The sequence below is a fragment of the Dorea hominis genome, from assembly GCF_014287705.1.
In the GTDB taxonomy this organism is placed as follows: domain Bacteria; phylum Bacillota; class Clostridia; order Lachnospirales; family Lachnospiraceae; genus Dorea_D; species Dorea_D hominis.
Genome location: NZ_JACOOY010000021.1, coordinates 13,642 through 34,741, shown reverse-complemented (window position 1 = coordinate 34,741; position 21,100 = coordinate 13,642). Strand labels below are relative to the sequence as shown.

Here is a 21,100-nt window from a genome sequence, read left to right as displayed (position 1 = left end):
CATATTAATCGAAATAATACCTATCTTCATTTCTTCCTACTCCTACACTCCATTTTCCATGTAAATAACACAGATAAAATTACCCAAAAAGTCTGTCAAATAATCCTGGCTTTCTGTCTTTTATAATACGTTCCTTAAACTTTTCATCTCGCTCTGCTTTTTTTTGTGCCTTTGTAAGTGTATTATAAGTTTCAATGTATTCAGCATAATGTTCACACACTGTGTCAATGTCACCATATTCTCTCATTTTTCCACCTTCCAACCACATTGCTGAATCACAAAATTCCTGCACTTGTGGAAGTGAATGTGAAATAAATACAATTGTCTTTCCATCTTCTTTTAATTCCTGCATACGATCCAGACATTTTTTAGCAAAAGATTTATCACCAACAGACAATGCTTCGTCTATAATCATAATCTCTGGATTCAGACAAAGGTTAATTGAAAATCCAAGTCTGGATTTCATACCACTGGAATATTTCTTGACAGGCTGGTATAAGAAATCTCCAATCTCCGCGAATTCAATTACTCCATCTACAATTTCCTGCACTCTTTTTTTTGATAAACCAAGCAAAGCACCTTTCAGTTCTATATTTTCCAGACCTGTAAGCTGCTTATTAAGTCCTGTATTAATGGCGACCAGTGCCTGTTCACCATTGACAATGATCTCTCCTTCATCCGGAGATGCAATTCCGGATAAAACAAGTGCCATTGTAGATTTTCCGGAACCGTTCGTTCCCAGTATACCGAGAACCTGTCCTTTTTTTACCTGAAAAGACAAGTCCTTCAATGCATAGAAGAACTGTGTCTTTTCATCCTTTTTTACTTCTTTATCTTTTCGTTTTAATTTATATATTTTTGATACATTTTTAAATTCAATTGCAATATCCTGCTGTCCCATCACTTATATTCTCCTCGTAAATTAGATCAGATCAATAAAACGTGTTTTAAATTTATACATCATATAGCTTCCAAAAAAGAAGAGTACTAAAGTAATTCCCCAGAACCATCCCATAGACCAACTATATGCCATAATACCTTTGTGGTAGAAAAAGCAGTCTCTGAATCCCTGTACTACATAATAAATTGGATTACACGTCATCAGTTTCATCAAACGTCCATGTCCTAATTTGTCAATATCCCATAAAATAGGGGTTAAATACAAAAGCAGACGCATGCATGCAAGAATCAGTTTTCTCGTGTCACGTGCAAGCATATTTAATACAGATGTCGTCAATGAAAGCGATACTGCAAATATAATCGCACACAGCAGATAATAAATCAACCCGATCCAGTGCCAGGTTGGATAATAACCATATAATGCAAATACTACAATCAGTATAATCATCAGGCAAAAATGATCAAACAATTTCTGTAAAACAACTGTCATCGGCAGAACACTGACCGGAAACTTCATCTTCGTAATTACATCTATCTTTTTAAAGACTGCATTACATCCGTCCGTAATACATGGGCTGATGAAAAACCATACAACCATTCCGCCAAGCATCCAGAGCAAATAAGGAATATGCCCTACGCTTTTTCTATTAAATACATAACCAAATACAAACCAATAAGTCATTACCTGAATCGCCGGATTGGCAAAATTCCAGAACCATCCAAGCTTACTGTCACGCATATCTGCCAGCAGCTCATATTTTGCGATAGAAAAAATACGATACATATTCTGCGTATTCTCTCTTATCACGTATCTAACACTTGTAAACACCGTTTTTCCTCCTAGATATTTAGACCCTATTTTCGTTTTCATGTCACTGTGCTTTTTACGCACACCTCACCTATTATAATCAAATAGGTATCGTTTGTCAAAACTTTCTTTATTTCTTTAATCCGGATGGAACTTCTCTGTTGGCAAATCCGAAAATCTGTTCGGATTCTCTGTATTGAATCATTGCGCGGAATGTATACAGATCTTCCGGCGTTGTAACTTTAATATTACCTCTTGGGCCGGCTACAAGTGAAACCTTCTTTCCAAGCATTTTCATCATACTGCATGTATCTACGACGCCTTCATATCCCGGGTTATTCATACGCATCTGTGCATGTGCTTCCAGCACATCACCCAGATAAAAACACTGTGGTGCCTGGGCTGTATAGAATTTGGAACGCGGTGGAACTTCATCTACTGTTTTTCCATCCTCGCTGATGACCGGTGTCTCAAATAACGGTGTACATGTAATCGCATTTCCGTGTTCTTTTACGCATGCCAGGTCATCATCAATGACTTCCTTTGAAATACATGGACGTACACCATCATGGATGAGTACAATTGAATCCGGTGTATTGTTCTCTCTTGCTGCCTGTAATGCATTGTAGATGGAATCCTGTCCGGTTGCGCCGCCCGGAACGATTTTTTTCACTTTGTCGATCATATGGCGCTGTACCATCTTCTGTAATTTGCGAATATACTCTTCTTTACATGCCACGTAAATCTCGTCAATGTCCGGATGCTCTTCAAAAATATCCAGTGTATGGATAATGATTGGTTTTCCGTTTACTTCGATAAACTGTTTCGGAAGTCCGGAACCCATTCTGGCTCCCACTCCACCTGCGAATACAATTGCAATATTTTTACTCATGTCTTTTCTCCTTATTTTACCTGTTGTTTTTCTTTTTGTTCTATATTAGCTATTCAACGTTTTCCAGTTCCAGATATTCCAGAGTTCTCTTGAATCCATCTTTTACAGAATACTTTGGGTTCCATCCAAGTTTTCTGAGCTTCTCACTGCTTAAGATTCCCAGTGTATATGGCGCAGTTCCCTTTGTTCCGCCCTCCGGAATATCAAATACAAGTTTCAGTCCTCTCTCCGGATAAATGCTTACAAGAATCTCTGCCAGATCACGGATGGAAACTTTTCCTGCTTCATTACCAATATTATATACAATATCTTCCGAATCTAACAGAATCCGGTACATACCTGCGATAGCATCCGCAATATAAGTATAAGTTCTGACTGCTGTTCCTTCACTCTTCAATACAATGTCTTCATTATGATATACATTTTTCAGAAAATCTGCCTGTACACGTCCATCATAAATAGACATTCCCGGTCCGTATGTGTGTGCCAGTCTGGCAATCTTTGTATTCAAGCCATACTCTTCATGGAAGCATACGCACATCGTCTCTGCTGCTTTCTTTCCTTCGGAATAGCAGGATCTTGGATTCAACTGGTCTACAAATCCGTAAGTATTCTCATAGAAGAATTCCTGTCCTTCATCCGGCTGTCCGTAGATCTCTCTGGATGAAATAAAGAGATATCCTTCTGCATTTTTCTCTTTTGCAAGTTCCAGTGTTTTAAATGTTCCGATTGTATTTGCGGCAATTGTCTCCACCGGCTGGTTCTGCATAATAAGCGGACTTGCCGGACTTGCTGCATGGATAATATAATCAATATCTCCGACATCCGGGATATCTTTTGTCACATCAGCTACTACAACATTCACATCTTCACGGTTTCTGATCTCTTCCGGAAGTTTATTTACATTTCTCATAACAGCATCCACTTTAATACCATAATGCTTCTCATCGTTGAGCATCAGGAGTACATATAACATATAAGAACCTACCATACCGCTTGCACCGGTAATCATTACGGTTTTATTTTTCAGTTTCTCCCATGAAAGATCTTCTGCAATAATTGTCTTTAAATCGTCTTCTAAAACTCTGTTCATCTTCGTTCCTCCGTTTATTTAATAAATCGAAATATAAAATCTGCAATGTCTTTTGTTGCATGTTCTGTTGGTGTTACATATTTATCTGCAAACTGCTTTAAGGCTTTCTTATCATAAGAGTCTTCTTCGATCGCACGCACGATCTCAGCTGCATCTTCGGATATCACACCCGGCAGTTCGTTTTCATAGTCAATCGCAAGTCCTCTGCCATTTTTATAAAAATCCATGTCGAAATCATAGAAATACAGCGGAATGCCGAGTACTGCTGCTTCGTATATAATACAGGAATAATCACTGACTACATAATCTGCTACGGACAGCATCTCAAAACTTGAAAATCCGTCAGCGCTCATGGTCTCATTCTGAAGCTTCATCTTCGACAGCGGATGTAATTTCACAACCAGATTATATCTGTCTGTATCGACTGCATGAATCAATTTTTCAAGTGCCGGACCAAATGCTGTCTCATCTTTCCGAAATGTCGGAATGTATAAAATCACCGGCTTTTCTTTCAGTTTCGGATATTTTGCATATATCTTCTCTTTTGTCTTTTCCTGATAAGACCTGCTGTTTAGCAGATCCAGTCTTGGAAGCGGCATAGTGACGATTTTTTCAATCTCACAGCGGAATCCTTTTGCCAGATGATCCTTGTACGCATCTGCACTCGCAAATACATAATCATAATTCTGATGCATCTTCATTACTTCGGCTATCTCGCGTCTGCTGCCTTCTGCTGTATCCAGTGCTGTATAGCCGAACTTTTTCATTGTTCCCATGGAATGCCACATCTGGATAACCGTCAGCGAATTTTTATGTTTTAGCAGGCTGACCGGAATACAGTAAGTATCCAGCACCGCTACCTGTGCGGTTGCAAGATGGTACATCTGCGTCAGCATATGGAAACCATAACGAATCTTTCCGAAAAGGCTGGAATCCACGCCCCCATCCAGTGTTTTACACAGCAACACAACCTTAACACTTTTGTTTTGTTTTAAGAGTTCATGTTCCACCATACGGAATTCGTCCGATGGCTCATTACTCTGCCGGCTGAGCATGACAATTTTTTTCTGTGTCGGCAATAATTTCATACCATTATATAAAAGCTGCAGCCCTGCCGTACCTATTTTAATTATTTTTACCATGTTTTTTTTCTTTCCATTTTTCAAATTTATACGGACAGTGTTTGTTGTTCTTATCAAACGCCTCTGTACTGTCTGATTTCAGTAATACAATTGCCGTCTGGAAAATAAGCTGGATATCTTTCAGTATACTGAACTGTTCAATATACATCATATCCATGATCAGCTTATCTTTCGGTGTCGTATTATACTTGCCTCGGATCTGCGCATACCCGGTCAAACCGGCTTTCATGCGGAGACGGTACTCAAATTCCGGAAGTTCTTCGGTATATTCCTTTACATTTTTGATCATCTCTGGTCTCGGACCAACAAATGTCATATCACCTTTTAATACATTTAAAAGCTGTGGAAGTTCATCAATTCTTGTTCTGCGAAGAAACTTGCCCGGCTTCGTGATACGGTCATCATCCTTTGTAACGGAATGGTTATCATTATTCGGCTTCATGGTGCGAAGCTTATACACTTCAAAACGCTTGCCGTGAATGGTCGCTCTCTCCTGTTTAAAAAGAACCGGCCCTCCATCATTAAGTTTCACTGCAAGACTTCCAAGGATCCAGAACGGGGAAGATAAAATTCCTAGCACAAGCGACAGAACAATATCCATGCTCCGTTTTACAATTCTCTGCTCCATAGTAAGTGCTTTTACATTCTTATTCAGCAGATATACATCATTCAACACATATTGTTCCGCATTCAGTTCCATAATATCTTCGATCTCCGGATTGAAATAAAGATTCACATTGTACTGATAGCACCAGCGCATAATATCTGTACGCGCTTCTACCGGTACATCATATACGAATACAGTCTGCGCTTCTTTGATATACTTTCGCTTATCCGGATTGCGATAATCCACAACAGACGAAATCTGATATTGCTTTTTGAATTTTTGCATAGAAAATACAAGCTCGTCCAGCCTGCGCTGTGAAGATGTGATCACGCAACACTGTTCCGGCTTGTGGATCAGGAAAAACAACCAGTTTCCCGCATATGAAAAAAAGATAATGAGAACAAGCTGTACACAAAGAGCGAGTCCTAAAAGTCCCAGACTGTTCAGACGGAATTGCCATACGCTCGGTACATTGGTTCTCATGATCATTAACTGCAGATAAGTAACAATATCTGTGCAGATCACGGCAAGTGTCAGTGAATAGATGATCGGCTTACTCTTTCTGCGCCCCACATCATATTTCCCGTATACAGACAGGAACAGCAATCCAACAATCGCGAATGTTGATACAGTAATTCCAAGTGTACGGGACAATCTGGTCAGTCCGATACTCTCTCTTCCCATGATACGGACAAACGCCATCATTAAAGATATATAGAAAATAAATTTTATAAATAACCACAATGTTGTCTCAAATTTATGCAAATGTTTTTTCATTCAGCCACCTCAAAATACGCATATATTTAATATACCTGTAACATTATATACGAATATGTACGATATTTCAAGGTTTATCGGCACGACAAACGGCACCGCGCTCTCCCATGGGATTACACGATGCCGTTTCATTCCTTTTTTTATGTAAATATTTTTATGCTTTTTTCAAATACTTTGACGCAATGTAATAGTTTTTGCTATTCATTTTAAAGCGATACCACTTATATCCATCTGCCTTTTTGGAATAGCCGTTTTCTACGTTGAGCTTCTGTCCTTTTTTCAAAGTTCCCTTCGTCGCATACTTCGTTCCGGCTCCTGTCCGGTAATTGACACTTGTTGTTGTCACATATTTTGTATATGTTTTCTTTGCCGCTGTTACCTTTTTCAGGTATTTTGAAGCAACATAATATTTTTTACCGTTCATCTTAAAGCGATACCACGTATAACCGTCCGCCTTTTTGGAATAGCCGTTTTCTACATTGATCTTTTGTCCTTTTTTCAGTGTTCCTTTCGTCGCATACTTTGTTCCGGCTCCTGTCCGGTAGTTAACGTTTGTTGTTGCTTGGTATGTTGAATATGTTTTTGCCTGTGCAGGCTTTGGATCTGGTTTTGGCGTTGGTTTGTCATTCGAAGAACCGCTCTTTTTCGTCACTTCAATTCCAATAGCATCAACTGCTTTTCCGGAACTTGTCACTGCATAGATCATACATTTTCCGGCTTTCTTTCCTGTGACTTTACCACTGTCATTCACAGTTGCCACTGCCGGATTACTTGTCTCATAATAAATCTTTCCTGCTTTTGAAGATTTTGCGCTAAGCTGTTTTGTATTGCCTGCCACAATCTTCGTGTTCGTATTCATCTGCAGATAACGGCTGGATACATAACCTGTCTTTCCGGCATACGTTACTTTCATCCAGTACGGATTTGCCTCCTGCGTGGAAACCGCCAAACTCTTGTCCGTATATTTTCCGCCACTGACTGTCACTTTCTTTCCTTTCGGTATCGTGCCAAGTGAAGGCGTACTGGACGAAACGCCTTTGCGTAGCGTGACATTCGTTGTAACAGTTCCACTCTTCACAGATTTGGAAATCGTCACGGTCGCTCCCTGTGACGGCATATTTTTATAAACCGGAATGTAAAATACATAAGCATCATTGACAATATTCATATTGTTATATGTATTATAAGTAGAATTTGCTTCCGCTGCCGCTCCCGTCAGATTCTGCATATACTGATGGCTGTAATATGGTTTTACAATTGTATTAAAGCGTTCATAATAAATCGTATTCTGTCCGCGCTTGATGAATTTTTCTGCGATCCATTGCGCCCCTCCGGTAATGGAACTGACCGGAGACATCCACGGTCTTGTATAGGAAGTGTTCTTCCCGCTCGATCCGCCCTTTGCAAAAATAAGACCATTGGCAACCGCTGAACCGGTAGCTCCTCCCGGCACTGCACCTATATTATAGTAATTATAATATCCACGGTAAGATTTCCTGCCATAGGAATATTTGCCGGAAATACTTCCATTTGTCAGCTTAGCGCCTGTCTCCTGCCGGATCTTGGATGTCAGGAACAGTGGACTGACGCCCGCATTTGCACCGGCAGCAAGAATCGTCTCGCCATACGTCCGTTTCAAATTAAATGTTTTTCCTTTTTTGTCCAGATAACTGATCTTCTTTTTATAAAGATCTGTCCCTTTTAAAATATTTTCCACACCAGTCAATGTATGATATTTGGAATTATAATTCAACGCTTCAAACATGAAAATATATCGATCCGTCAGAAAATTCCTTGGATCTGCATAATAAGCAACTGCCGGTCTGCTTGCCGATACCCAGTTTGGTCCATCCTTTCCTATGTAGGCTCCTGTAGAAGTATTATAATCTGTACTCTTTTTACTGAGCAGAAGGCTTCCTGCTGTCTTCGGCAGAAGACTGTTATTCGTGCTGCTCTTTCCACCAGAAATACTTTCCTTAGCCACGACTTCATTCCAGTCCTGCCCTGTATTTTTCGCAATAAACATCCAGTTTGGATGTGCTTTATGAAGTGTGGCAAGCAGCTTCTGATAATCAGCAGGAAATTTCTTCAGTTCACTGCTGTAAGTTCCTGTCACCGCTCTTGCTTTGTTCTCCTTGAGCCAGCCTGTATACTCCTGTACCAGCTCTTTTGTCTCTTCATCCTGCTTCGCAGGCTCTTCCGTTTTTTCTGATGTTTCCGTCTTTGCCGAATCCGGGCTCTGCATTTCCGCAGTTTCCGCCGTTTCTGTATTTTCTGCGGGCTCTGCCGCACAGACCGGCAAAGTACACAGCATCACACCTGTTAATGTCATTGCAAACATCTGCCTTATTTTCTTATTTTTCATTGCAAAGCCCTCCTCATTTTCTTTTTAATTTTTGACACAGAACTTTCATATGGAACAGTTACATATAACGCTTTTCCTTTATAAGAATAGCAATACTGTTTTCCGCTGGAATCTCCTTCCGCCGCCACAGACTGAACATCCCAGCCTTTCATTGTGCCAAGCTGCATGCGGATCAGCGACTTGATCTGATTCTCAGACATATTCGTATCTGCGCTTCCTGCCACGCTGTTGATTATACTGTTTGCATGTAAGACGATCTCCGGAGACATCGCTTCATGAATCAGTGCAGTCAGAAGCGCCTGCTGGTTTTTCCCCCTCTGATTATCTCCCGCTGCCAGGGCATGTCGTTCTCTTACAAACGCCAGCGCCTGCTTTCCATTAAAATGATTCGTTCCTTTTTTTACATCCACTACTGTTCCGGATTCTTTTCCTGTTGTAAATGCCAGCTTGGATTCTACATCTACTCCTCCCATAATATCCACGATATTTTCTACCGAAGAAAAGTTTACACGTACAAAAAACGGAATCTCTATATCATATAGATTTTCCAAAGTTGCAATCGATGTGTCGATTCCATATACTCCTGCATGCGTAAGCTTGTCCTTTTGTGTTCCGGACACCCCCGGAATCGTCACATAATAATCCCTCGGTGTTGTCGTAAGAAGAATCTTATGTGTCTGCGGATTCACAGTTGCAATCAGATTCACATCACTACGGCTCTTTTTATTAATATTACCATAAACATCAATACCGCTGATATAAACGTTGAACGGCTTTTGTATTACATCAATTGATTTTTCTTCCGTGTATTTACCGCTTTCTTCACCAATTGCGATCGTATCCAGCGCCGAATTAACTTTTAATCCATAAAAACAGAGAATACACATCAACGCCGCCGTCACAAGAGAAATCCATTTTCCGGTTGATTTCTTTTTCCATCTGCCATTCACTCTGCGTTTCCCGTAACGCACAGCCCGCATCTGCATAATCTTAACGATACATGCAAATATCAGCAATATCGCTGCAAATCCCACCATATATGGCACCGGTAAAATTCCAAGAATAATCATGGAACCAAAAGCTGCAATGGAAGCAAGAACCTGCAGAATCCACAACAAATGAGAAACTGCACCAATCTTTACCGGTCTCCAGTCATCCCGGCGTTTTTTACGTTTTCTTCTCTTCTGATTACCGGATCTTGCTGTATACGGATCTGCATCACGGTATCTCCGTCCTGTTGTATACGGATCCGTATCGCAATATCTCTGTTTTCCAGACCGTCTGCTATATTCATCATACAGATCTTCACTGTATCCTTTCCTGCTTCTCTTGTATTTTCGTTCCTGATTTGGCAAATGATCTAATTCATTATACAATTCATCTATATCCTTAGCCATTATTTATCTCCCTTCTGTATATCCGAGTTCCTTAACAAAAAACAGTTTTTCCTGTTGGAAAAACTGTTTTTACTTTTACTCTCCCAATCCGTCTTCTACAGCGCTGACCATCGCTTTCATTGCATCAGCTTCGTCTTCGCCGTCGCAGATTAAGACAATCTTATCCCCTTTTTTTATACATGCTCCAAGCACACTCAGCACACTTTTTGCATTTGCTACTGTCTCTTCATGTTGAAACAGCACTTTGCAGTTATAATAGCTCGCCGTATTACAGAATACCCCCGCAGGTCTCAGATGAAGCCCCGTCGGATTACTGATCGTTACTTCCTGCTTTAACATATTGTTGCCTTTCTCTTAATTGTTTTCTTTCGTTTTTTCTTCGTCCTTGACATTCGCCTTCGCTTTATTTTCAAGCACTACTTTAATGCTCATACTCTTCTCCAACGTACAATGTTCCGGAAGTGATACCTGAATTGGAACATTATAAGTTCCGGGTTCCGTATATTTTGCCAGATCAATACTTACACTTTCATCGATATTTATCTTATTGAGCGCATCTTCCGGTCCACGAATCTGAATATCCAGTGCATCTGCGGATTCATAATTGATAGACAAATCACTGTCAAGATTCAGAACCGATACAGAACCTACTGATATTTCGAAAGATTTTGTTCCGTCCTTTTCTATCAGGATCGTTACTGCCACAGAATTTGCATTCTCATCAGCCAGTACGATTCCATCCGGAAGATACTCCAAAACATCTATAACCTTTTCTGTCTTTTCTTTCAGATTTTCCATTGCCAGCGCTGACGCCGGAATCTGAATCTCTGATAGCTGCTGAAGCTTATCAACATCTCCTGACACACTGATCTCTTTCGGTTCGTATTTAATATTTGAAAATTCATAACCATTTGCTGCCTGGATCGCTGAAGTGTCAAAATTCAACGGTACGTTTTTTGTACGAAGCAGTTCAACGTGAATGTCTACACCTTCTGTACCAAGATTATTGCTCAAGAGATTCTGGTCAATCTCATTGTTATCTTCATCATATAGTTTCAGCTCAGATTCCAGCGTTGATGTCTTGGATAAACCAGACACACTGACTGTAGCTTCTACTTTACTGATCTTATCAATTACGGATTTCGGTCCACGGATCGATACTTTCTCCGGCATAGCCTCAATCTGTCCTAAAACATATCCATCACGTACCGTACCTGTTGTCTTTGGAACGATTGGGAATTTCTTTGTCTCCTCATCTTCCAGTTTCACCTGCATATTGCGTGGTGTCGCATATGCATCCGCTACTTTATAATTTTTCACCGTAACTTCAATCGGTATCTGTGTCTCCAATGTAAGTTCCTTCATATCAGCAACAGCAGTGATATCATTTGCACTTAATTTACTCAAAACAGAACGTTTTGCCTTTACCGTAACTGTAACATTCTGTGTATCATCCAGAATCTGATACGTCTTTGGAGAATCCTCTGAAGCAAGCACTTCTGTATTGATCACTGTTACAGGAATGTTACTGAAATTCTGATCCATGATCGGATCATCAATATTAACCACTATAAGCCACAACAAACCTGCAGCCAGAAAGGCTAATATCTTAAGACTAAAATTATTCGACAGTCTTGTTCTCATTCTTACGCCTTCCTTTCCGCAAAGAATACCATTTACCGGACTCCACCTTGCGGTTCTGGATCTGTTCCAGACTCGCTCTTAATTCCTCTCGTGTAATATCACGAAGAAGTTTTCCACTGTGCGCAACTGAAACAGCACCTGTTTCCTCAGAAACAACAATGATCACTGCATCACTGACTTCGCTCATCCCCACAGCTGCACGATGTCTTGTTCCCAGATCTTTGCTAAGTTCCATGTTGTCCGACAACGGCAGATAACAGGTTGCCGACACAATTCTGTCTCCACGCACAATAATCGCACCGTCATGAAGTGGTGTATTATGTTCAAAAATCTGTTCCAGAACCTGTTTGGAAATCAGGCAGTCCAAATGAATTCCTGTACTCTCGTACTCTGTCAGACGGATTGCCTGCTCTACTACGATCAGCGCACCTGTCTTCACACTTCCCATACTATAAGAAGCTTCTACAATACTTGTGATCGTATCCTCGCTGAACCGCACTCTGTCTCTTGTCGTATCAAACGGAACCATAGAAGAAAGTACACTTTTTTCTCCCAGCTTTTCCAAAGCTCTACGAAGTTCCGGCTGGAAAACGACAACTGCTGCCGTCGCCATAACCGTAACTGCGTTCTTGGCAAGGAACAAAATCGTATGCATCTGGAAAATTGCGGCAACAAGAATAAACACAGCCAGCACAAGGATTCCTTTCATCAGCATCCATGCCTTTGTATTCTTTACCCAGATCATCAACTGATAGATCAGAAATGTAAGAATCAATACTTCTACAATATCTGTAATCCTTATATTAGGAAAATACACCTCTGTTACATATTTCTGCAAAAAATGAGAAATACGCTGTTCCATTCTGTCACCTCCTTCTTTTTTTATCGCATTCTTTATTTCATATTAAGATCTTTTTTCAAACTCTGTGTCAAAAGCAGTTTATTTACTTCATCAATATCATGTTTCTTTGCAGAAGGACCTTTTTTAGCTGTCGGTCTCTTCCGTCCCTGATTGCTCTGCCTCTGATTCGGATGTACTTTTTCAGCTCTGTCATTCTTAGGCTGTCTGTTCTTGCGGATCTTATTTGTATCCATGATCTCCGTTCCATGTCTTTCATTGATCCGTTTTACGGTCTTCTCCGGTGTTGCCACTGAAAGCTTCGGAACTGCTTTTACATAATAATAGTATTCGTCATCTTCATATTGCAAATTCTCACTTTTTGCATAATCCACAGAGAAGAAAAACAATTCAAGAATCAGTCCAATGATCACCGCAAATATATTGCCAAAGATCAAACCTACATAAGAAGTATGAACTCCCAGTGCCACATCTCCGATTGCAATCACGATAATATTCGCTACTGCTCCGGCAGCAATTGCAATCTTCCATGCATGATCTGCCGCCTGACGGTGAATCGTATATACAAGGAACAAACAGATGATAAATGCTGCAATTGCAATCCACATTTCCTTATTCTGAAACACCTGCTTTACATAAGCAGTAATCTCTGTCATCATTTTTGCTTTCCCGGAACTTTCCATTCCCGGAGCTGCTTTCTTCACATATGCCATCATATAATATACAATCGTTCCACAAATTACAGCTACCAGACTGATCGGTGTTGCAACCAGACCTAATGCGATTGGAATAATGTATGGAATATTGAACGCAAATGCGATTGGTGTCAGCAATACTACAATTGCCATTTTCGGTGTCAGGCGTAAATAAAAAATATACATAACAAGAAAAATCAACGCTGTAACTGCCAGTGCCGAAACGGATGCTGCAAACATATGTACCAGAATCAGCGCTGTAGCAAGAAGTACCGTGATGATCATCGGGAAGAATGTACAGATCACAGCAAGAGCCAGCGTTGCTACCGGTGATGCCGCCGCTTTCATAAAGCCGACATTACCATTGATCAGATAAAACGTCACCAGTGCGAGCACAAATTGTATTCCCTTATCGAATACTCTGGAATGTGCTGCATACAGTTCCCGCATTTTTTCTCGTATTACAAACAGATTATCCATATTATTGTTTCTCCTTTTCATACAGTTTAAGCAGTTTTATCAGATCATGATTATACATCTTCACTCTCTGTCTTGCATCCTTATGTTTCTGATTATACACATGGCTTGTCACACCGGCATATATCGCCAGTATCACAACATATCCTACTACTGCAACAAGCATCATAATGAGCATTAACAGCAATGACATATGACCTACGATCAGGTCAAATCCCGCCAACAGTATCAGCATCCACACACAGATATATCCAACCGTAACCCACAAAAATGAGCAGATTGAATGTAAGCCGACATAATCTTTTCTATAGTATTCACTGATCTTAAAATCTTCTTTTCCCTGTGTCTGTTCATATAAAGCAAGTTTTGTCATCAACTTCACTTTGCTTCTATCTAACATAATCCACCTCAAACTTCTATTTTCTACTTTTAAACATCATTTTAAGTATAACAAATATCAGTATCCTTGTCCAATACTTATAGTTAAAAAATAGACTTTTTCAGCGCCTGCTTTTTTCAGCAGAAATGATACTGCATCGATCGTATTTCCGGTTGTATAAATATCATCTACAACAACAATCGTACAGCCTTTCCGGAAGCGGTATTTTAGTCCAAATGCCTGTTTCAGGTTCTGCTTTCTTCCTCTGTGTCCCTGGTTTTTTTGTGGCTTTGTATTCTTTGTGCGGACTACAAGATCTGTTTCCACAGGCAGGTTCATAAGTCTGCCGATCTCTGCAGCAAGAAGTTCTGCCTGATTATAGCCTCTCTTCTTTTTTCTCTTTTTATGTAACGGAACCGGTATGAGTACATCCGGATTCCATCTTCGGATCTCTTTTTCAAATTGTCCGACCAGTACTTTTGCGTATTCTTTAGCGAATGCTCTTTGATTATGATATTTAAATTGATATATAGAATTGCTCACCGGTTCTTTATGCACCCACACTGCACTTCCGGCATCAAAATAGTGCTGTCCCTCTGCACAGTCATAGCAGTATTCTTTTTCAGATACATGCAGTGGCTTTCCGCACTGTACACATCTTGGTTCAGTCACAAAAAGTGGCTTAAGCTTCTTCTGGCATTCAGGGCAGATCCCCGTTCTGTATGCCCTCATGCAGAATGGACACCTCTCCGGCCATAAAAGTTTTAACAGCCACTTCCATATTTTTTCTTTATTATCTGCTTTACTATTGCTGTCTTTATTCTTAATCAATAAACTCCTGGATTCGTTCTGCCAGGCTCGTATTCCTGTTCTGTTCGTGTGTATTACGAATCATTTCCTGAAATACGGTTTCACTCCCCACAAGTGTCACACATTGTTTTGCCCGTGTCACTGCTGTATACAAAAGATTTCTCGTATAAAGTTGTCTTGGTCCCTGCAAAAGCGGAATGACAACCGCCGGATATTCACTTCCCTGCGCTTTATGAATCGTGATTGCATATGCAAGTTCCAGTTCATCTAACAGCTGATACGGATATTTGACTTTCCGCTGTTCATCAAACTCTACCGTCACAGTTTCTTCGTATGTATTAATCTCACGGATAATTCCGGTATCTCCATTAAAAACGCCCTGCCCTTTGTCTATGGTCATTCCATATTTTGTAGATACTTCCCATTCCAGTTGATAATTATTTTTAATCTGCATAACTTTATCACCTTCACGGAAAAGCCGTTCTCCATATTCTTTTTCCTTTTTATTCTTCTGTGACGGATTCAGATATTCCTGTAAAATCCGATTCAGCCGTTCCACTCCAAGAAGACCTTTGCGCATCGGTGTCAGGACCTGGATATCATATGGTTTTGCGTGTACATATTTGGGCATCTTCTGTTGGACAAGTGTAATTGCAATACTAATGATCACATTCGGATCCTGTCTTTTCAGGAAGAAAAAATCCATACTCTTATTATCCAGTACAATCGGTTCTCCCTGATTGATCTTATGCGCATTCACTACAATATCGCTTTCTCCCGCCTGTCTGAAAATCTTTGTCAGCATAACGACCGGAAAACATTTCGAAGCTATAATGTCTTTTAAGACACTTCCCGGACCTACACTTGGAAGCTGATTCCGGTCACCCACAAGGATCAGACGGGTTCCCGGAACAATCGCACCAAGCAGTGCATACATCAGTGGCAGATCCACCATCGACATCTCATCTATGATAATTGCATCTGTTTCCAGCGGATTCTCCGCATTTCTTCCAAATCCGGATGGAGTGTCTTCCTCCTCCGGATTTCCATTCACTTCCAGCAAACGATGAATCGTCTGTGCCTCATATCCGGTTGTCTCTGTCATTCTTTTTGCAGCACGTCCGGTAGGCGCAGCCAGCGCAATCTCCATTCCTTCGCTTTCAAAAAAATGAATCATTGCATTGATGGTTGTTGTCTTTCCTGTACCCGGGCCTCCGGTCAGCACCATAATCCCGTTTCTCGCCGCCTCCATGACCGCTTTTTGCTGCATTTCATCCAACTGCATCCCTGTATTTTTTTCAATTTCATGAATGCGGTGGAGAAGGACTACATCTGCAATTTCATCCCTTGTATTCAGATCATGCAGCATCTTTGCTGTATTCAGTTCCATATAATAATAATGCGAAGCATAGATTCTGTCTTCTTTTACAACGATTTTCTTTTCCATAGAAAGATCCATCAGATATGGCTCCAGATCTGTAATTCGTACGCCAAGCAGTTCGCCCGCGCGATACAGCAGTTCCTTCTTATGCAGGTAAATATGTCCTTCCATGACACTTTCCTGCAAAGTATAAAAAATACCGCTGCGGATCCGGAAATCGGAATCTGTATGGATTCCAACTTTTGATGCGATCTCATCAGCAGTTTTAAAGCCAACACCCGGCACATGATCTGCAATCTGATATGGATTATTTTCTATCACACGGTAAACATTCTGCCCGTAATGCTGATAAATCTTTGCTGCAAGAGTCGTAGATATTCCATAATTCTGCAGGTAGATCATTGCCTCCCGCATTTCTTTTTTCTCTTCTACCTGAACAGCAATCTCTCTTGCCTTCCGCTCGCTGATTCCCTTGACTTCTGCCAGACGTTCCGGCTCTTCTTCAATGATCCGGAATGTCTCTTCCTTAAACTTCTTGACAATACGTCCCGCAAGTGCCGCTCCCACGCCTTTAATTGCGCCTGAGCCAAGATATCTCTCAATGGAAATCAGATCTTCCGGCGCACATACTCGTGAAGCCGATACCTGAAGCTGTGTTCCATACAGCTTATGTACCGTATATTCGCCTTCAAGCTCCAGAAGTTCGCCTTCTTCTATATAATGAAACTTTCCTACACAGGTCAGTTCACCATCTTCATTATTTAAATTAAAAACTGTATAACCATTTTCTTCATTCCGGTATACAATGTGTTCTACATAACCTTTTATCTCTTCCATATGTGCTTCTTCGTATTTGTATTTTAATATTCTTTCTGTCCACTCATAAATTCAACATACTGTCCGGTTCCAATAGCAACTACCTGCATCGGTTCATCAGCAGTCATTGTATTAATACCGGTACGCTCTTCAATCAGCTCTTCCAGCCCGCGGAGCATTGCTCCTCCACCAGTCAGAACAATGCCACGCTCCAAAATATCTGCTGACAGCTCCGGCGGAGTTCTCTCCAATACGTTCATAATTGATTCTACGATCTGTCCCGTTGTCTCCCTTAATGCCTGCTCCGTCTCCGACGAAGAAATTGTTACGACTTTTGGTAATCCGGTTACAAGATTACGGCCTTTCACTTCCATCACTTCGTCTTCCATCATCTGATAGGTCGTTCCGATCTTAATCTTAATATCTTCTGCTGTCCGCTCACCAATCAGAAGATTGTGTTTTTTCTTCATGTAACGGACAATGGCTTCATCAAAATCATCTCCTGCAAGTTTCAGTGAGGCGCTCACAACTGTTCCCCCCAGAGAGATCACAGCTACATCTGTTGTTCCTCCACCGATATCTACGAGTAATGTGCCACATGGCTTGGAAATGTCAATTCCGGCACCAATCGCTGCCGCAACCGGTTCCTCGATCAGTTTCACATCTCTCGCACCTGCCGCATAAGTAGCTTCTTCTACCGCTTTACGCTCCACTTCTGTCACACCGCTTGGTACACAGATACTGATACGTGGCTTTTTAAATGAACGCTTTCCCATTGCTTTCTGTACAAAATATTTGATCATCTTTTCCGTCACAGTATAATCTGAAATCACACCATGGCGCAGCGGACGGATCGCTACAACGTTTCCCGGTGTTCTCCCGAGCATCAGTCTTGCTTCTTCTCCGATCGCTCTTATTATATTTGAATCTCTGTCAAAAGCCACAACAGATGGCTCTTTTAAGATAACTCCCTTTCCTTTTACATATACCAGAACACTGGCAGTGCCTAAATCAATCCCAATATCGACCGACATGTTCAATCCCCTTTCATTTCTGCATCTGGTTTTCATGCATGTATCATTATAATCAAATTCCTCTAAAATAGAAAGCCCTTTTTCCTTAATTATTTGTGAAGCAAACGTGTATCCTGTCGAATGGAACTATTATTTATCTAACACCTGTCGGATATATCTGCCTGTGTAGGAAACCGGATTGTCAGCCACCTGTTCCGGTGTTCCCTGCGCAATAACAGTTCCGCCCTTATCTCCGCCTTCCGGGCCCATATCAATGATATAATCCGCAGTCTTAATAACATCCAGATTATGTTCGATCACAAGAACGGTATTTCCATCTGCGGAAAGTCTGCGCAAAATTTCCGTAAGTTTGTGCACATCTGCAAAATGCAGTCCGGTTGTCGGTTCATCCAGAATATAGATGGTCTTTCCTGTACTTCTCTTACTCAGTTCTGTTGCAAGTTTGATTCTCTGCGCTTCTCCTCCCGAGAGCTGTGTCGAAGGCTGTCCCAAGCGGATATAAGAAAGTCCTACATCGTACAGAGTTTCCATTTTTCTGCGGATACTTGGTACATTTTCAAAAAAATGCAATGCTTCTTCCACCGTCATATTCAGCACATCATAAATACTCTTACCCTTGTATTTTACCTCCAGAGTTTCTCTGTTATACCTCTTTCCGTGACAAACTTCACAAGGCACATATACGTCTGGCAGGAAATGCATCTCTATTTTTAAAATACCGTCTCCACTGCAGGCTTCACATCGTCCGCCCTTCACATTGAAACTGAATCTTCCTTTTTTATAGCCTCTTGCTTTGGCATCCGCTGTTGACGCAAAAAGATCACGGATCAGATCAAAGACACCGGTATACGTGGCAGGATTTGACCTCGGTGTACGCCCAATTGGAGACTGGTCAATGGCAATTACTTTGTCAAGCTGTTCCAGTCCTTCAATATTCTTGTGCTTTCCCGGAATTGTTCTGGCACGGTTCAAATCTCTGGCAAGTCTTTTATATAAAATTTCATTTACAAGAGAACTTTTTCCCGAACCTGAGACACCGGTTACGCAAGTCATAATGCCAAGCGGAATCTCCACATCGATCCCTTTTAAATTGTTCTCTTCTGCACCGGTAATTTTCAGCCAGCCTGATGGTTTCTCCCGCACTTCCGGCACCGGTATCTTCTTCTTGCCGCTTAAATATGCTCCTGTTATCGAATCCGGATTCGCCATGATTTCTTCAGCAGTTCCCTCTGCTACAACTTTTCCGCCATGTTCTCCCGCTCCCGGTCCAATATCAACAATATAATCTGCTTCCCGCATTGTATCTTCATCATGCTCTACTACAAGAACTGAATTACCCAGATCACGCAGATGTTTCAGCGTATTTAATAATTTATCATTATCTCTCTGATGAAGTCCGATGCTCGGCTCATCCAGAATATATGCCACACCTACCAGGCCGGAACCGATCTGTGTTGCAAGCCGGATTCTCTGCGCTTCCCCTCCGGATAACGAACCGGTTGCTCTTCCAAGTGTCAGATAATCCAGCCCAACATCCAGAAGAAACCGGATTCTTGCACGGATTTCCTTTAAAATCTGTCCCCCGATCAACATCTGCTGTTTGTCTAATTCCAATGTTTCCAGGAACTGATGCAGTTTTTCAATAGAGAGGTCTGTCAGTTCGGCAATATTGCATCCTCCGACAGTTACTGCCAGCGCTTCCGGTTTTAGCCTCTGCCCTTTGCAGGCACTGCACGGCGTAATCCTCATGAATTCTTCATATTCTGCTTTCATTGTCTGGGAACCCGTCTCTCGGTATCTGCGTTCCACGTTGCGGAGCAGCCCTTCGAAAGCGACATCATACACACCTTCTCCACGCTGACCTTTGTAATAGACTTTCACTTCTTTTCCATCCGTTCCATGAATCAGTATATCGTGGATTTTTTTCGGATATTCCTCAAAAGGTGTATCCAGTGAAAATTTGTACTCCTTGCTTAAAGCATCGAGAATCGCATAGGTAAAACTCTTCTTATCGGTACACGACTGCCATCCCAGTACCGTAATCGCACCTTCGGCGATGCTCAGTCTCTTATCCGGAATCATCAGATCTTCATCAAATTCCATCTTATAACCCAGTCCGAAACATTCCGGGCACGCACCAAACGGATTATTGAAAGAAAAGCTTCTTGGTTCGATCTCATCAATACTGATTCCGCAATCCGGACATGAAAAGCTCTGACTGAAATTCATCGTTTCTCCGTCAATAATATCTACCATCATCAGGCCCTCTGCCAGGTGTAACACATTCTCCACCGAATCTGTCAGTCGTTTTTCGATTCCAGGTTTTACAACGAGACGGTCTACGACAATTTCAATGTTATGTTTGATATTCTTATCTAATTTGATCTCTTCCGAGAGTTCATACAGATTCCCGTCAATCCGCACACGGACATATCCACTCTTCTTTGCACGGTCTAAAAGTTTCTCATGGCGTCCTTTTCTGCCACGGACTACAGGCGCAAGAAGCTGGATCTTCGTCCGTTCCGGAAGTGCCATAATCTGGTCTACCATCTGATCGACCGTCTGTCTTCTGATCTCTCTTCCACACTTTGGACAATGCGGGATTCCGATTCTTGCATATAATAATCGGAAATAATCATAAATCTCCGTTACCGTTCCAACCGTAGATCTCGGATTCCGGTTCGTAGATTTCTGGTCAATAGAAATTGCTGGTGAAAGTCCCTCAATGCTCTCTACATCCGGTTTTTCCATCTGTCCCAAAAACTGTCTTGCATAAGAAGACAGCGATTCCATGTATCGTCTCTGTCCTTCCGCATAAATGGTATCGAACGCCAAAGAAGACTTTCCCGAACCACTAAGTCCTGTAAGGACAACCAGTTTATCTCTTGGAATATCCAAATCTACATTCTTCAGATTATGCTCATTGGCTCCCCGTATTCTTATATATCGATTGTTCTCTTTTCTATCCACCGTTTTTTATGCCCCTTTATTTTAATTGTTTCTGCAGCTGCTGCATTTTTTATT

At 41.3% G+C, this 21,100-nt stretch carries 17 protein-coding genes; all 17 read right to left on the bottom strand.

Going from position 1 to position 21,100, the window contains the following annotated elements; all coding sequences use genetic code 11:
- Positions 1-79: 79 nt before the first annotated feature.
- Entirely contained in the window at positions 80-901 is an 822-nt protein-coding gene (locus H8S07_RS13175; protein WP_021861633.1) for an ABC transporter ATP-binding protein, read from the bottom strand.
- Positions 902-922: 21 nt separating this feature from the next.
- Positions 923-1,729 (bottom strand): ABC transporter permease, encoded by an 807-nt coding sequence (locus H8S07_RS13170; protein ID WP_021861634.1) that lies wholly within the window; start codon positions 1,727-1,729, stop codon positions 923-925.
- Between the two features lie 109 nt (positions 1,730-1,838).
- The gene (ispD, locus tag H8S07_RS13165) at positions 1,839-2,600 is read right to left on the bottom strand and encodes a 2-C-methyl-D-erythritol 4-phosphate cytidylyltransferase (RefSeq protein ID WP_021861635.1); all 762 of its coding nucleotides are present in this window, start codon (positions 2,598-2,600) and stop codon (positions 1,839-1,841) included.
- 49 nt (positions 2,601-2,649) lie between these two features.
- Positions 2,650-3,693 (bottom strand): NAD-dependent epimerase/dehydratase family protein, encoded by a 1,044-nt coding sequence (locus H8S07_RS13160; RefSeq protein WP_021861636.1) that lies wholly within the window; start codon positions 3,691-3,693, stop codon positions 2,650-2,652.
- Between the two features lie 14 nt (positions 3,694-3,707).
- Positions 3,708-4,835, bottom strand: coding sequence for a CDP-glycerol glycerophosphotransferase family protein (locus H8S07_RS13155; protein ID WP_186856179.1), 1,128 nt, complete (start codon positions 4,833-4,835; stop codon positions 3,708-3,710).
- On the bottom strand, positions 4,819-6,219 hold the full coding sequence (locus tag H8S07_RS13150; protein ID WP_021861638.1) for a sugar transferase: 1,401 nt from the start codon (positions 6,217-6,219) through the stop codon (positions 4,819-4,821). The genes H8S07_RS13155 and H8S07_RS13150 overlap by 17 nt, the downstream gene beginning before the upstream one ends.
- A gap of 154 nt (positions 6,220-6,373) precedes the next feature.
- Positions 6,374-8,584: an SH3 domain-containing protein gene (locus H8S07_RS13145; RefSeq protein WP_186856178.1), complete on the bottom strand. Its 2,211-nt coding sequence runs from the start codon at positions 8,582-8,584 to the stop codon at positions 6,374-6,376.
- A complete protein-coding gene (locus H8S07_RS13140) occupies positions 8,581-9,981 on the bottom strand; it encodes an LCP family protein (protein ID WP_186856177.1) in 1,401 nt (466 codons plus the stop codon). Before H8S07_RS13140 ends, H8S07_RS13145 begins: the two co-directional genes overlap by 4 nt.
- Before the next feature lie 75 nt (positions 9,982-10,056).
- Positions 10,057-10,320 (bottom strand): HPr family phosphocarrier protein, encoded by a 264-nt coding sequence (locus H8S07_RS13135; RefSeq protein ID WP_021861641.1) that lies wholly within the window; start codon positions 10,318-10,320, stop codon positions 10,057-10,059.
- Between the two features lie 15 nt (positions 10,321-10,335).
- Positions 10,336-11,625 (bottom strand): CdaR family protein, encoded by a 1,290-nt coding sequence (locus tag H8S07_RS13130; RefSeq protein ID WP_186856176.1) that lies wholly within the window; start codon positions 11,623-11,625, stop codon positions 10,336-10,338.
- Positions 11,603-12,487, bottom strand: coding sequence for a diadenylate cyclase CdaA (gene cdaA, locus H8S07_RS13125; protein ID WP_021861643.1), 885 nt, complete (start codon positions 12,485-12,487; stop codon positions 11,603-11,605). The genes H8S07_RS13130 and cdaA overlap by 23 nt, the downstream gene beginning before the upstream one ends.
- A gap of 32 nt (positions 12,488-12,519) precedes the next feature.
- Positions 12,520-13,659 carry a hypothetical protein gene (locus tag H8S07_RS13120; protein WP_021861644.1) on the bottom strand — a complete coding sequence of 380 codons (1,140 nt, stop codon included), beginning with the start codon at positions 13,657-13,659 and terminating at the stop codon, positions 12,520-12,522.
- A gap of 1 nt (position 13,660) precedes the next feature.
- Positions 13,661-14,056, bottom strand: a complete 396-nt coding sequence (locus H8S07_RS13115; RefSeq protein ID WP_021861645.1) for a hypothetical protein — start codon at positions 14,054-14,056, stop codon at positions 13,661-13,663.
- Between the two features lie 57 nt (positions 14,057-14,113).
- Entirely contained in the window at positions 14,114-14,866 is a 753-nt protein-coding gene (locus tag H8S07_RS13110) for a ComF family protein (protein ID WP_021861646.1), read from the bottom strand.
- A complete protein-coding gene (gene recD2, locus H8S07_RS13105; RefSeq protein ID WP_117538126.1) occupies positions 14,859-17,063 on the bottom strand; it encodes an SF1B family DNA helicase RecD2 in 2,205 nt (734 codons plus the stop codon). Before recD2 ends, H8S07_RS13110 begins: the two co-directional genes overlap by 8 nt.
- Positions 17,064-17,086: 23 nt before the next feature.
- Positions 17,087-18,076, bottom strand: a complete 990-nt coding sequence (gene mreB, locus H8S07_RS13100) for a rod shape-determining protein (RefSeq protein ID WP_021861648.1) — start codon at positions 18,074-18,076, stop codon at positions 17,087-17,089.
- 129 nt (positions 18,077-18,205) lie between these two features.
- Positions 18,206-21,046, bottom strand: a complete 2,841-nt coding sequence (gene uvrA, locus H8S07_RS13095; protein ID WP_118660312.1) for an excinuclease ABC subunit UvrA — start codon at positions 21,044-21,046, stop codon at positions 18,206-18,208.
- Positions 21,047-21,100 lie beyond the last annotated feature (54 nt).

What these genes read in the sequence shown, in the direction of transcription:
- H8S07_RS13175 (WP_021861633.1), bottom strand. Translation starts at nt 901, where the DNA reads ATGGGACAGCAGGATATTGCAATTGAATTTAAAAATGTATCAAAAATA.
- ispD (WP_021861635.1), bottom strand. Translation starts at nt 2,600, where the DNA reads ATGAGTAAAAATATTGCAATTGTATTCGCAGGTGGAGTGGGAGCCAGA.
- H8S07_RS13160 (WP_021861636.1), bottom strand. Translation starts at nt 3,693, where the DNA reads ATGAACAGAGTTTTAGAAGACGATTTAAAGACAATTATTGCAGAAGAT.
- H8S07_RS13155 (WP_186856179.1), bottom strand. Translation starts at nt 4,835, where the DNA reads ATGGTAAAAATAATTAAAATAGGTACGGCAGGGCTGCAGCTTTTATAT.
- H8S07_RS13150 (WP_021861638.1), bottom strand. Translation starts at nt 6,219, where the DNA reads ATGAAAAAACATTTGCATAAATTTGAGACAACATTGTGGTTATTTATA.
- H8S07_RS13145 (WP_186856178.1), bottom strand. Translation starts at nt 8,584, where the DNA reads ATGAAAAATAAGAAAATAAGGCAGATGTTTGCAATGACATTAACAGGT.
- H8S07_RS13140 (WP_186856177.1), bottom strand. Translation starts at nt 9,981, where the DNA reads ATGGCTAAGGATATAGATGAATTGTATAATGAATTAGATCATTTGCCA.
- H8S07_RS13135 (WP_021861641.1), bottom strand. Translation starts at nt 10,320, where the DNA reads ATGTTAAAGCAGGAAGTAACGATCAGTAATCCGACGGGGCTTCATCTG.
- H8S07_RS13130 (WP_186856176.1), bottom strand. Translation starts at nt 11,625, where the DNA reads ATGAGAACAAGACTGTCGAATAATTTTAGTCTTAAGATATTAGCCTTT.
- cdaA (WP_021861643.1), bottom strand. Translation starts at nt 12,487, where the DNA reads ATGGAACAGCGTATTTCTCATTTTTTGCAGAAATATGTAACAGAGGTG.
- H8S07_RS13120 (WP_021861644.1), bottom strand. Translation starts at nt 13,659, where the DNA reads ATGGATAATCTGTTTGTAATACGAGAAAAAATGCGGGAACTGTATGCA.
- H8S07_RS13115 (WP_021861645.1), bottom strand. Translation starts at nt 14,056, where the DNA reads ATGTTAGATAGAAGCAAAGTGAAGTTGATGACAAAACTTGCTTTATAT.
- recD2 (WP_117538126.1), bottom strand. Translation starts at nt 17,063, where the DNA reads ATGGAAGAGATAAAAGGTTATGTAGAACACATTGTATACCGGAATGAA.
- mreB (WP_021861648.1), bottom strand. Translation starts at nt 18,076, where the DNA reads ATGTCGGTCGATATTGGGATTGATTTAGGCACTGCCAGTGTTCTGGTA.